Annotated in this window: 10 protein-coding genes; 3 read left to right on the forward strand and 7 right to left on the reverse strand. The window is 70.9% G+C overall.

The features are described from left to right. Positions 1-20: 20 nt before the first annotated feature. Positions 21-1,772: a type 2 periplasmic-binding domain-containing protein gene (locus tag IE250_RS20720; protein ID WP_189671202.1), complete on the forward strand. Its 1,752-nt coding sequence runs from the start codon at positions 21-23 to the stop codon at positions 1,770-1,772. A 35-nt stretch (positions 1,773-1,807) separates the two neighbouring features. After that, positions 1,808-3,559 carry a type 2 periplasmic-binding domain-containing protein gene (locus tag IE250_RS20725; RefSeq protein ID WP_189671203.1) on the forward strand — a complete coding sequence of 584 codons (1,752 nt, stop codon included), beginning with the start codon at positions 1,808-1,810 and terminating at the stop codon, positions 3,557-3,559. Positions 3,560-3,646: 87 nt separating this feature from the next. On the opposite strand, the gene IE250_RS20730 is transcribed toward IE250_RS20725, so the two are convergent. From IE250_RS20730 to IE250_RS20760, 7 genes are all read right to left on the reverse strand, one after another. Beyond that, on the reverse strand, positions 3,647-4,294 hold the full coding sequence (locus tag IE250_RS20730; protein WP_189671204.1) for a DUF624 domain-containing protein: 648 nt from the start codon (positions 4,292-4,294) through the stop codon (positions 3,647-3,649). A gap of 39 nt (positions 4,295-4,333) precedes the next feature. Then, positions 4,334-6,853, reverse strand: a complete 2,520-nt coding sequence (locus tag IE250_RS20735) for a glycoside hydrolase family 3 C-terminal domain-containing protein (RefSeq protein ID WP_189671205.1) — start codon at positions 6,851-6,853, stop codon at positions 4,334-4,336. Between the two features lie 203 nt (positions 6,854-7,056). After that, a complete protein-coding gene (locus IE250_RS20740; protein ID WP_189671206.1) occupies positions 7,057-7,845 on the reverse strand; it encodes an AAC(3) family N-acetyltransferase in 789 nt (262 codons plus the stop codon). A gap of 85 nt (positions 7,846-7,930) precedes the next feature. Then, entirely contained in the window at positions 7,931-8,362 is a 432-nt protein-coding gene (locus tag IE250_RS20745; RefSeq protein ID WP_189671207.1) for a VOC family protein, read from the reverse strand. 49 nt (positions 8,363-8,411) lie between these two features. After that, positions 8,412-9,053, reverse strand: a complete 642-nt coding sequence (locus tag IE250_RS20750; protein WP_189671208.1) for a GNAT family N-acetyltransferase — start codon at positions 9,051-9,053, stop codon at positions 8,412-8,414. Positions 9,054-9,148: 95 nt separating this feature from the next. Continuing rightward, positions 9,149-9,769: a ribonuclease FAU-1 family protein gene (locus IE250_RS20755; RefSeq protein ID WP_229872643.1), complete on the reverse strand. Its 621-nt coding sequence runs from the start codon at positions 9,767-9,769 to the stop codon at positions 9,149-9,151. Positions 9,770-9,793: 24 nt separating this feature from the next. Further along, positions 9,794-11,038, reverse strand: coding sequence for an N-acetylglucosamine-6-phosphate deacetylase (locus IE250_RS20760; protein ID WP_189671209.1), 1,245 nt, complete (start codon positions 11,036-11,038; stop codon positions 9,794-9,796). Positions 11,039-11,356: 318 nt separating this feature from the next. Here IE250_RS20760 and IE250_RS20765 point away from each other — a divergent pair, with 318 nt between their 5' ends. Further along, positions 11,357-12,310, forward strand: coding sequence for an aldo/keto reductase (locus IE250_RS20765; RefSeq protein ID WP_189671210.1), 954 nt, complete (start codon positions 11,357-11,359; stop codon positions 12,308-12,310). Positions 12,311-12,326 lie beyond the last annotated feature (16 nt).

The following is a 12,326-nucleotide window of genomic DNA, read 5'->3' on the forward strand; positions in this document are numbered from 1 at the left end:
TGACCACACAAAGGAGTGTCATGAGATCACACAAGGCCATCGCGATGATGGTGGCTCCGCTGCTGGGGATACTGTCCCTCGCGGCCTGCACGGGGTCGGGGACGCCGGAGGACGCCGAGGCGGTGTCGATCGACCAGGACTGGTCGAAGGCCGAGCCCCTCACGATCGACGTCTTCGACGGCCCGGCCAACTACCAGGGCATCCAGGGCGGCTGGTTCGCCAAGGTCGTGAAGGACAAGTTCAACATGGAGCTGAACATCCTCGCCCCGGCCGTGGCCGGTGGCGGCGACACGCTCTACAACACCCGCGTCGCGGGCGGCGAGCTCGGCGACCTCGTCATCGTCGGCAAGGGCAAGCAGGCCGACGAGCTGGTCGAGGGCGGCCTGCTGCTCGACGCGTCGCCCTACTACGAGTCCATGAAGAACGTGTCCGCGTACGACACGGCGGTCCAGTACCTCAACGAGGGCAAGGACGGCGTCTACACCTTCCCGACCGTGGTCTCCTCGCTCAAGCCGACCGAGCCGTCCGAGGGCGTCGACCCGACGTTCGGCCCGTACCTGCGCTGGGACTACTACGCCGAGGCCGGCTACCCCGAGATCGGCACCCTCGAGGACCTCCTGCCGGTGCTCAAGGAGATGCAGGACGCGCACCCGAAGGCCGACAACGGCAAGCCGACGTACGCCATGTCGCTGTTCAAGGACTGGGACGGCAACGTGATGACCATGGCGGGGCAGCCGCCGGCCCTCTACGGGTACGAGCACGTCGCCTTCGCCGAGGCCAAGGCGGACGGGTCCGACTACCACGGCGTCCTCGACCCCGAGTCGCAGTACGTGCGCGCACTGAAGTTCTACTACGAGGCGAACCAGATGGGCCTCGTCGACCCGGAGTCGACGACGCAGAACTACGACACGATGTTCGCCAAGTACCAGGCCGGCCAGGTCCTGCTGTCCTGGTGGCCGTGGCTGGGCCAGTCGGCGTACAACACCGAGCAGAACATGGCCAAGGGCAAGGGCTTCCAGATCGCCCCGATGCAGGACCAGACGGTCCTCTCCCGCGGCGCCGACGTGTACGGCGGCGGGCTGATCTTCGGTATCGGCTCGAAGGCCGAGGACCCGGCTCGCATTGCGGCGTTCATCGACTGGCTCTACTCGCCGGAGGGCGTCGAGTCCAACTCCTCCGATAACGCGGGTGCCGGTCCCAAGGGGCTGACCTGGGAGGACGGGCCTGACGGGCCGGAGCTCACCGACTTCGGCCGGAAGGCCATCCTGGAGGGCGGCGACGAGGAGGTGCCGGCCGAGTGGGGCGGCGGCGCGTACAGGGACGGCGGCTCGGCGCTCAACGTCAGCGGAGTCCTGCAGAACGACGAGGACCCGCGAACGGGCTACCCGTACAACTACAAGTTCTGGCCGAGCTACCAGGAGACAGCGGCCAACCCGCTCACCGAGGACTGGTCCGAGCACATGGGCGGCGCCACCACGACCATGGAGTACCTGCAGTCCAACGACCAGCTGCTGGTCGCACCGGGCGCGAGCTTCACCACCCCGACGGACAGCTCCGAGATCGAGACGATGCGCAACCAGGTCAAGGCCACGATCGTGGAGCACTCCTGGAAGATGGCCTTCGCCAAGGACGAGGCCGAGTTCGAAGCCCTGCTCGCCGAGATGCAGGAGACGGCGAACGGCCTGGGCTACGAGAAGGTCCTCGAGGTCGACCTGGCCAACGCCAAGGCCCAGAACGAGGCCCGCGAAGCGGTCGCCAACGAGTTCGGCTGAGCGCCGTCCATTCCGTGTTAACACAAGGGAGTGTCATGAGATCACACAAGGCCATAGCGATGATGGTGGCTCCGCTGCTGGGGATCCTGTCCCTCGCGGCCTGCACGGGGTCGGGGACGCCGGAGGACGCCGAGGCGGTGTCGCTCGACCAGGACTGGTCCAAGGCCGAGCCCATCACTATCGACGTCTTCGACGTTCCAGCCAACTACCAGGGCATCCAGAGCGGCTGGTTCGGCAAGATCGTCAAGGACAAGTTCAACATGGAGCTGAACATCCTCGCCCCGAACGTCGCGGGCGGCGGTGACACGCTCTACAACACCCGCGTTGCGGGCGGCGAGCTCGGCGATCTCGTCATCGTGGGCAAGGGCAAGCAGGCCGACGAGCTGGTCGAGGGCGGCCTGCTGCTCGACGCGTCCCCCTACTACGAGTCCATGAAGAACGCGTCCGCGTACGACCCGGCGGTCCAGAAGCTGAACGAGGGCAAGGACGGCGTCTACGCCTTCCCGACCACGGTCTCCACGATCAAGCCGACCGAGCCGGGCGAGAGCATCGACCCGACATTCGGCCCGTTCCTGCGGTGGGACTACTACGCCGAGGCCGGCTACCCCGAGATCGGCACCCTCGAGGACCTCCTGCCGGTGCTCAAGGAGATGCAGGACGCCCACCCGAAGGCCGACAACGGCAAGCCCACCTACGCCATCTCCCTGTTCAAGGACTGGGATGGCAACATGATGGTGATGGGCAAGCAGCCGACGACCCTCTACGGCTACGACGAGATGGGCTTCGTGCTCGCCAAGGCCGACGGCTCGGACTACCAGAGCATCATCGACGCCGACTCGGAGTACGTGCGCGCGCTGAAGTTCTACAACAAGGCGAACCAGATGGGCCTCGTCGACCCGGAGTCGACCACGCAGAACTACGACACGATGTTCGCCAAGTACCAGGCCGGCCAGGTCCTGCTGTCCTGGTGGCCGTGGCTGGGCCAGTCGGCGTACAACACCGAGAAGAACATGGCCGACGGCAAGGGCTTCGAGCTCGTGCCGATGGAGGACCAGAAGATCTTCACGTACGGCGCCGAGGCGTACGGCGGCGGGCTGGTCTACGGCATCGGCTCGAAGGCCGAGGACCCGGCTCGCATCGCGGCGTTCATCGACTGGCTCTACTCGCCGGAGGGTGTCCAGGTCACCTCCTCCGACACCATGGGCGCCGCCGGTCCTGAGGGGCTGACCTGGGAGGACGGGCCTGACGGGCCGGAGCTCACCGAGTTCGGCCGGAAGGCCATCCTGGAGGGCGACGCGGACGTTCCGGCCGAGTGGGGCGGCGGAAAGTACAAGGACGGCGGCTCGGCGCTCAACGTGTCGGCGGTGCTGCCCGCCGAGGTGGACCCGAACACGGGCCTCCCGTACAACTACAAGTACTGGCCCAGCTACCAGGAGACCGTCGCCAACCCGCTGACGGAGGACTGGAGCGCGCAGATGGGCGGCGCGACGACCACCATGCAGTATCTGCAGGAGAACGACCAGCTCATCGTGGCGCCGGGGTCGGGCTTCACCGCCCCGACAGACGACTCGGAGATCGAGACACTGCGCAACCAGGTCAAGGCCAGCATCGTCGAGTACTCCTGGAAGATGGCGTTCGCCAAGGACGACACCGAGTTCGACTCCCTGCTCGCGGAGCTCCAGGAGACGGTGAACGGCCTGGGCTACGAGAAGGTCCTCGAGGTCGACATGGCCAACGCCAAGGCGCAGAACGACGCCCGCGTCGCGGTCGCCAACGAGTTCGGCTGAGCCGGAAGCGGAACCGCCTGATCCCGGGGCGGTAGACGGCACGCGCAAGGCCCAGGCGATCGATCGCCTGGGCCTTGTGCGTGCCGTCTACTCGCCGGAGAACGGGCTGACCGGGTCGAGCGCGGTGGGATCACCGCTGCGCCGCCGGAAGACGCTGTGCAGCACTAGCGCGTCCACGTATGCCCCCACCGAGAACCCGATTGTCACCACGAGCACCACGGCCGGCGGGTACACGTACAACAGGCTCACCGTCGCGACCGGCCGCAGCAGCAGGGCGAACGTGCGCAGCGGCTCGCCGAGCGGCAGCAGCAGGGCGTTGCGCACGATCCGGCCCAGCGGGTCGGCGTACCGCGCGACCAGCGCCAGGCCGCACAGCAGCGCGGCCGCCAGGTAGGCGGTGAGCAGCACCGCGACGGTGCCGACGGCAGTCCCGACGGCGCTGCCCGTCGCCAGCCAGAAGGCCGCGGCGAAGCCCGCCATCGCGGCCGGCAGGCCAAGCAGCAGCCCGACGGCCGTGCCACGCCAGAGGTTTCGCCGCAGGGCGATGAGGAACCCCGTGATCAGGTAGCCGCGCTCCTCGTCGGCGTACCGCAGCGCAACCTCGTAGAGCGCGGCGGTCGCTGCCCCGGCGGTCACGACCGGCAGGCAGGCAACGATGTACAGCACGTTGAGCAGTACGAAGTGCAGGAACGTCGTCAGTCCCTGCGCGCTCCGGCTGTCGGGGTCGATCTTCATGCTGTTGTCCTTATCCGGTCTCTATCCGGTCTATCCGGTTTATCCGGTCACGGTCAGCTCGCCGCGCACCGGCAGGTCCACGCTCGACGCCCCGGCGGCCACGGCGTAGGTCGCGGCCGGCACCCGGAGGTCGCCGTCGAGCAGGCCCGGCACGTCGCCCGATGGCGCTGCCGCAGCCCCGTGCCACAGTGCCAGACGCGCGATGTCGAAGGGCACCGCCACCGACGCGGTCTCGCCCGGGGCGAGCCGGACGCGACGGTAGCCGAGCAGGAGCCGCACGGGCGAGTCCGTCCCAGGGGCCCCGAGCGAGTACACCTGCACGAGCTCCTCGGCAGGCCGCTCACCGGTGTTGCGCACGGTCACCGAGGCCGTGACCACGCCAGGCCCGGCGGGGTCGCGCGGCGTCAGCGGCGGGTGGTCACGCGTCGGCGTCGGGGCGGCGATCTCCGCCACGGAGAGCGACAGCCCTTCGTACAACACGGACGAGTAGGTCAGGCCGTGGCCGAAGGCGAACGTGGGCGCCCCTGCCTCGCCGTCGGGCAGGTGCCGGTAGGTGACCTGCTGGCGGCGGGTGTCGTAGTCGAAGAGGTCGCCGGCCTGCTCGGGACGCGCCGGCCATGTCTGAGCCAGCCGCCCGGACGGCTCGACGGCGCCGGTCAGCACATCGGCCAGGCCGTGCCCGAGCTCCTGGCCGCCGTGGCTGCTCCACACGACGGTCGGGGCGTCGGCAACGCCGGGACCGAGCACGTACGGGTAGCTCGACACGATGGTCAGCACGGCGCGCGGGTTGGCCTCGACGGCGGCGCGCCACGTCTCCACGGCGGCGTCGGGCAGCCACAGGTCGGGCCGGTCCTTCGTCTCGCGGCCGTTCAGGTGCGGGTCGTTCCCGACCGCGACGACGACGGCGTCGCACGAGGCCGCCGCCTGGGCCACCAGGGCCGCACCGGACTCGAGCACGCGGGCCGTGAACCGCTCGGCGTCGGCGAGCGTGTGCCCTTCGGCGCACACCAGGCCGGTGTCGCGCTGGACGCGCACCCAGCGTCCGGAGCCGAGGTGCAGCAGGGACCACGAGCCGTCGGCGTGCACGTGCCGGCGGAAGCTCTCCTGGACCTCCCAGCCCCCTACCCGCTCGGCGTCTGCCCGCATCGGGTAGGCGCCTCCGGTGAGCAGGCGGCCAGAGGCGCCCGAACGCAGCGTGAGCACACCCCCGCCCCAGTCCGTGACGGAGAGGCGCGCGCTGGTCCCGGCTGTGGCCGAGTCCGCGACGACCGTCGCCCCGTCCTCCGTGACGGAGACGTACCGCCCGTTCGCCGCGCGCAGGGCGACGACGTCGGCGCCGTCGGCCACCACCACCCGGTCCGCGCCGAGCGCGGCGCGCATGCCGTCCGCCGGGGTGACCGCGTACGGCGGAGTACCGGAGTACCAGTCGGTGAGCACTGCCTCCGCCATCGGTCCGACGACGGCGACCGAGCCCGCGGCGGGCAGCGGCAGCAGGCCCTCGTCGTTCCGCAGCACGACCACCGAGCGGGCCACCGCCTCCCGCGCGAGCTCGCGGTGCTCGGGCAGGTCGAGGTGGTCCGGCGTGATGCCGGCGTACGGGTCGGCGTCACCGTCGAGCTCGCCGCTGCGCAGGCGCAGCTCGAGGAGGCGCAGCACGGAACGGTCGACGTCGTCCATGGTGAGCAGGCCACGGTCCAGGGCCTCCTGGAGGCGCTGGATGGTGGGGGTGGAGTCGGCGTCGTCGTCGGTGAACGAGTCGACACCGGCGCGGACCAGCGCGGCGTTGCCGCTCGCCCGGTCCGCCGCGGCGCGCTGCACCGTGACCACGAACATCGGGGCGGCGGCGTCGGAGACCAGGGCGACCGACCCGTCGGTCCAGGACCGCAGCTCGCTGAAGAGCTCGGTCTGCAGGTGCGCGGGAGTGCCGTTGACCTGGTTGTACGCCGGCATGACGCCCGCGGCCACGCCCGCCTCGATCGGCTCCCGGAAGGCGGGGAGCTCCTCCTCGTGCAGCGTGACCGGGGTGAGGTTGGAGCTCGTGGACGAGCGGTCGGTCTCGTTGTTGTAGGCGAGGAAGTGCTTGAGGGTGGGTGTGGTCCTCCAGACCCGCTCGTGGTCCCCGCGCAGGCCCTGGCAGTAGGCGGTGGCGAGGTGCGCGGTGACGTGCGGGTCCTCGGAGTAGCCCTCCTCGTTGCGGCCCCAGGCCGGGTGCCGGAGCGTGTTCACCACCGGCGCCCAGACGTTCAGGCTCACCGACGGGTCCCCCGCGCGCTTGGCACGAACCTCGGTGGAGACGACGTCGCCGATGCGGCGCACCAGCTCGGGGTCCCAGGTCGTGGCCAGGCCGACCGGCTGCGGGAACACCGTTGCGCGGCCCAGCCAGGCCACGCCGTGCAGCGCCTCGGCCCCGGTGTGGAACGCGCCAAGGCCCAGCCGGTCCACGGCCGGCTGGTGCTGGTGCAGCATCGCCAGCCGCTCTTCCGGGGTGAGGCGGCCGAGCAGGTCGCGGGCACGCGCGGACACGGGCAGCGCAGGATCGCGGAAGGGTGGCATGGTCATGGGTTCCTCCTTCGGACGCCGCGTCGGTGCGGCGTGGGGGTACGGCTGAGGCACGTTTGGGGTGCGCCTTCGGCGAAAATGTCGAAGCGCTTCGATGGACGGTACCCGGCCGAGGGTGGCGGGCGCTACCCCGCTTCGGGAGATCGCGATCCGGGGCGTCGGACGAATTGCGCCCGCCGGCGGACGAGATGTCCCGCGAACGCCTAGTGGCGGCTGCACGCCATCCAGTCCACCGCGAAGTCCACGAGCGACCGCTGATCCATGAGCCGGGCGGTAGCGGACCCCACCGGACCGACAGCGACAGCGCCCGTCTCCTCGAACGCCGCGCCGACCCGGTCGAAGTCCTCCTCGCCCGTGACCAGGTCCGTCCAGGTCACCCAGCGACTCGCCCCCTCGGCGTCGCGGATCGCCGCGCCCGTCTCAGCCCTCGGCGGTGACGCCTGACGGCTCTCGGCAAGGTGCAGTGACGTGTTGGAGTCATGCCCGCAGCCCAGGAGCAGGATCTTGCCGCCAAGTCGGTAGACCACGCCGATCGGTGACCGCTCGCCGTGCGACTCGGTGAGGTCGTGCTCCGCGGTCACTTCTCCTGCGCGGGCGCCGAGCGCGGCACAGGACACCTGCGGATGACCACTTCGCAGGGAGCCGGGCCAGGCTCGGACGGCTTCGGGCAGGACACCGACCCAGCGGCTGGGCGAACGCGCGGGGTCGAACCCCGGCGTCTCGGACCGGATCACCGGCCACCACTGCTCGGGGACGGGCGGATTCTGCCAGCCTGCGGGGTCGGTGTTCTCCGACGTGTGCGTCGGGACGACGAGGGTGCCCCCAGGACCCACCGCCGACAGCAAGGCCTCGACGACGGCCTGCACGCCGCCCGCGACGAAGCCGAGGCTCTTCACGGACGCGTGCACCAGGAGCACGTCACCCGGCACCACGCCCAGTGCACGCAGGTCGCCCGTCAGTGTGGCCGCGGTGTGCGGCTGAGCTTGATCCATCGGGTCAACGTAGTTCCGAGCAGGAGTTGCGCGCACAGGAAATCCTGAATGCCTGCGCGCGGTGCTGGCGGCCAGGACGACTCCCTCAGTCGAGGCAGAACTCGTTGCCCTCGATGTCTTGCATCGTGATGCACGACTCGTTCTCGTCGTCGGCAACCTGCGTCAGCACGTGGGTCGCGCCCAGGGCGAGCAGCCGGTCGCACTCGGCCTGCAGTGTCGCGAGGCGCTCCTCACCCACGAGTCCTGCGCCGGCACGCACGTCGAGATGCACCCGATTCTTGACGACCTTGCCTTCTGGAACGCGCTGGAAGTACAGGCGCGGGCCCACCCCTGTTGGATCGATGCAGGCGCACCATGAACCCTGGTCCTCGGGCAGCTGCGAGCGATCGAAGTCGTCCCACGTCGCAAACCCCTCCAGGGGCGGTATGACGTACCCGAGCACTTCGCACCAGAAGCGAGCGACGCGCTCAGGGTCTGCGCAGTCGAAGGTGACCTGGAACTTTTGGACCGATGTCATCGGTCAACCATAGTGGCGCGTGCCTTTCACCCGGACCCGGTCGGAGGCGCTACGCGAGCTCTGCGTGCTCCCGGTCGAGGATCGCGTAGACCACCTCGTTGGACCACGCGCCGTCTCGGAGGTCGTTCTCCAGGAGGCGGGCCTCCTGGCGCATGCCCAGCCGCTCGACCACGCGGACCGAGGCGACGTTGTCCTCGTCGATACGCGCGAACACCCGGTGGAAGCCGTACGCGGAGAACGCGAGCCCGAGGGTGGCGCGGGCGGCCTCCGTGGCCAGGCCGAGGCCGCCGACGTCGGGATGCACCGCATAGCCGATCTCGGCCTGCTGTGGGCCCGCCGCCCACTTGAGCAGCGTCTCGCCGATGACGTCGCCGTCCAGCTCGACGGCCAGCACCAGGACGTCGCCGACCTCCTCGAAGGGGGCGCTCGACCACGTGCGGAGCTTCAGGTCCGCCGTCGCCCTGTCCCACGGCGGCTGGTACATGTACCGCACCACGTCGGGGCGCGAACGCCAGGCGAAGAACGCCTCGGCGTCGTCGGACGCGACCGGGCGGAGCGCGAGGCGCTCGGTGGCCACGGGCCAACCGAGGGCTCGGCGCGGGGCGGGCGTGGCGGGCTGAAGGGGGGAGCCGGGCGCGGCCGGAACGGAGCCGGACGTAGCGGCTCCGGAGGCCGGAACGGAAGTGGGCACGTTCCGACCGTAGCGCTCGGCCGGTGGAACGCCATCGGAATTGCCGGGGAATGCCCGGGTATTGCTGGAAAACGGTAAACCTCGCTGCCAAGCGGTCAGCGCGCCTCGAACGCCACGCTCTCCCAGCCGGCCGGCACGTCGCGGGGCTGCCACGACAGGTCGGGCGTCCAGTCGGCCCAGGCCTTGTCCCACCAGTGCTCACCGGCGTCGAGCAGCCCGGCGATCCGGCGGCCCTCCGCGCGGATCTGGTCCATGCGCCCGGGATAGCGCGCCGGCCCCGTCTCCTCGAACTCGACGACGTCCTTGAACTCGTAGGTCTCGGCGTCGGCCGCCCACCAGACGTCCAGCTCGTGGTCCAGCGTGTCGAACCCGATGGCCGTGCGCCGAGGGGCGTCCTCGAGGTTGAAGTACCAGCCCTGGAACGCACGCTCCGGGCCGTCCCAGAACAGGAAGAGCGAGTGCTCCACCCCGGTCCAGTGCAGCTCGAGGCGCCCGTGGCCGCGCCAGTAGGTGCTGCCCGCGAGCTTCCACGGGTGCTCCCCCACGGGGAACGCGCCCGCCTGCGGATACACCATCGGCGTGCCGCCGGGCGTGTAGGTGACCAGCAGGTCGCCGTCGTCCTGGACGCAGACCTGTGGGATGGCTATCCACGGCTCGCCCCGCATGATCTCGCGGCGCACCACCGTCTGGCCGGGCTGAAACAGGTGAGACGTCATGCCCGGCACGTTAACAGCGGCCGGTTACGCGCCGGCGACATCGACGTCAACACCGTGGCGCAGCACACGGAGGGGCCGCAGGCCGGCGTCGGTCACGAGGACGTCGGCGCGGGCACCGGGCTCCAGGCACCCGACCTCACCGGCCAGCCCGAGGACGCCGGCGGGCACGGACGTCGCGGACCGTACGGCGTCGACCAGGGGCACGCCTCCGGTCACGGCCAGCCGCACGACGTCGATGAGGTGGGCAGTGCCGCCCGCGATCGGCCCCTCCCCCTCGTCGGACGTGTCACTGGTGGCGACCCGCGCGACGCCGTCGTGCACCACCACCGACATCGGCCCCAGGTCGTAGCGGCCGTCGGCCATGCCGGCCGCCGCCATCGCGTCGGTTACCAGCATCACCTGGCCCGAGCCCACCATGTCGAACACCGAGCGGACGGTCGCCGGGTCGAGGTGTACGCCGTCGCCGATGAGCTCCACAACCATGTCGCCGCGTGCCGCCGCGGCCAGGCACGCCGCGATGGGGCCCGGCTGGCGGTGGTGCAGGGGACGCATGCCGTTGAACAGGTGCGTGGCCGTCATCGGCCCGAGCCCACCACCCGCGACGGCCAGCGCCGCGGCGACCTGCTCTATCAGCGCCTCGGCCTGCTCGGTGCTGCCGTCGGTGTGGCCCAGGGAGGGCAGCACGCCCGCCTCGACCAGCGCCTCGGCGACGCCGCCGGGGCCGGTCACGCCGGGCACCTCCGGGGCGATGGTCATGGTGCGCAGGAACCCGCGGGCGGCCTTCGCCAGGTCCCGGACCAGCTCGGCGCTGCCTTCTTGCAGGTCAGCCGGGTTGTGTGCGCCGCGGCGACGGTACGAGAGGAACGGCCCTTCCGCGTGCAGGCCCTCGATCTCCCCGGCCACGGCAAGCTCGGCCAGCACCGCCGCACGGTCCAGGAGGACCTCCGGCTGGGCCGTCACGAGCGACGCGAGCAGGGTGGTGGTGCCGTGGCGGCGGTGCTCCAGCACACCGGCCAGCGCCTCCGCAGCCGAACCAACGTCCGGGAACGAAGCTCCACCCCCGCCGTGGTTGTGCAGGTCCACCAGACCCGGCAGCACGTACGTCTCGGGAGCGGGTGGCACCTGCTCGACCGCAGGGCCGTGACCGGCCGCGACGGCGTCGGGCACCGAACCCGCGAAAGCGACGCGTCCGCCCGAGATGACGACGACGCCGTCGTCCACCACCGAGGTGGTCTGCACCAGGCGACCGCGCACCACGGAATCAGTCATGCGGACATCCTGCCAGGGGGCGTGCCCAGGTTCCGCCTCCGCGCGGGACAGCGCTTGACGCGCAGATCGTTGACACGCTCCCAGGGAATCCGCACTGGACGCGCAATCGCTTCGACTTGACGACTCGTGCACAGGGACCGATGTAACCAGGGCCGATGTTCGTCTCGAGGTGCTTCCCAGGCCGGCGCCAGCCTTGACAGGCTTCTTTCCGCCTGGCGATGATGACAGCTATCATCGAAGCGCTTCGCACAGCGGCGAGGACGTTCAGGAACCACGTCAAGGAAGATGTGATTGATGTATCAGCGGCGGGCTGAAGGGATGAGCGCCGCCATCGCCGACCAGGCGCTGGGGACCACCGGGCTGCGCGTGCCCTCCGTCGTCCTCGGGACGTCCGGTATCGGTCGCCAGCTCGACGCCCCCGGTGCGGCCGCCGTGCTGCGCGCCGCCGCCTCCTCCGGGTGGCGCACGTGGGACACGAGCAACGAGTACGGCGACGCCGAGGCGTTCATCGGCTCTGCCCTCGCCGGCCTCGACGGCGTCGCCGACACCGCCGGCACCACTGGCACCGTGCAGGTGTTCACCAAGGTCGACCCGGCGCCGGGCTCCAGCGACTTCTCGGGCGCCCGCGTGCGCGCGTCGGTCGCCGAGTCCCTCGGGCGCCTGGGCCGCGACCGGCTGCCGCTGGTGCACTTCCACGATCCGGAGCGCATGACGTTCGCCGACGCCATGGCGCCTGACGGGCCCGTCCGGGCGCTGCTGGAGCTGCGCGAGGCGGGCACCATCGAGCACCTCGGGGTCGCCGGCGGACCGATCGGGCTCCTGCGGCAGTACGTCCGCACCGGCGAGTTCGAGGCGGTCGTGACACACAACCGCCTCACGCTCCTGGACCGGTCGGCCGAGACGCTGCTGGACGACTGCGCAGACCTCGGCGTGGGCGTCCTCAACGCCGCCCCGTTCGGCGGGGGCGCCCTCGCCGACGACGACGGACCGGTGCGCCGCTACCACTACCGCGACGTCGACGCCGTCCAGCAGGACGCGGTGCTGCGGATCCGTGCGATCGCCCGCGCCGCCGGGATCCCTGTCGGTGCGCTCGCCCTGCGAGCCGCAAACCGCGACCCGCGGGTCGCGGGGACGATCGTCGGCGTGACGAGCACTGCCCAGCTCACCCAGGTCACCGCCTGGGCCGATGCCGACGTGCCGGACGGCGTCTGGCCGGAGCTCGACGCCGTCCTGCCCGACCCTGCCCACTGGGCCGGGGAGCTCGGCCGCTAGCGGCTGCTGCCGGCCC

Source organism: Promicromonospora soli (assembly GCF_014653785.1).
Taxonomy (GTDB): domain Bacteria; phylum Actinomycetota; class Actinomycetes; order Actinomycetales; family Cellulomonadaceae; genus Promicromonospora; species Promicromonospora soli.

What these genes read in the sequence shown, in the direction of transcription:
- IE250_RS20720 (WP_189671202.1), top strand. Translation starts at nt 21, where the DNA reads ATGAGATCACACAAGGCCATCGCGATGATGGTGGCTCCGCTGCTGGGG.
- IE250_RS20725 (WP_189671203.1), top strand. Translation starts at nt 1,808, where the DNA reads ATGAGATCACACAAGGCCATAGCGATGATGGTGGCTCCGCTGCTGGGG.
- IE250_RS20730 (WP_189671204.1), bottom strand. Translation starts at nt 4,294, where the DNA reads ATGAAGATCGACCCCGACAGCCGGAGCGCGCAGGGACTGACGACGTTC.
- IE250_RS20735 (WP_189671205.1), bottom strand. Translation starts at nt 6,853, where the DNA reads ATGACCATGCCACCCTTCCGCGATCCTGCGCTGCCCGTGTCCGCGCGT.
- IE250_RS20740 (WP_189671206.1), bottom strand. Translation starts at nt 7,845, where the DNA reads ATGGATCAAGCTCAGCCGCACACCGCGGCCACACTGACGGGCGACCTG.
- IE250_RS20745 (WP_189671207.1), bottom strand. Translation starts at nt 8,362, where the DNA reads ATGACATCGGTCCAAAAGTTCCAGGTCACCTTCGACTGCGCAGACCCT.
- IE250_RS20755 (WP_229872643.1), bottom strand. Translation starts at nt 9,769, where the DNA reads ATGACGTCTCACCTGTTTCAGCCCGGCCAGACGGTGGTGCGCCGCGAG.
- IE250_RS20760 (WP_189671209.1), bottom strand. Translation starts at nt 11,038, where the DNA reads ATGACTGATTCCGTGGTGCGCGGTCGCCTGGTGCAGACCACCTCGGTG.
- IE250_RS20765 (WP_189671210.1), top strand. Translation starts at nt 11,357, where the DNA reads ATGAGCGCCGCCATCGCCGACCAGGCGCTGGGGACCACCGGGCTGCGC.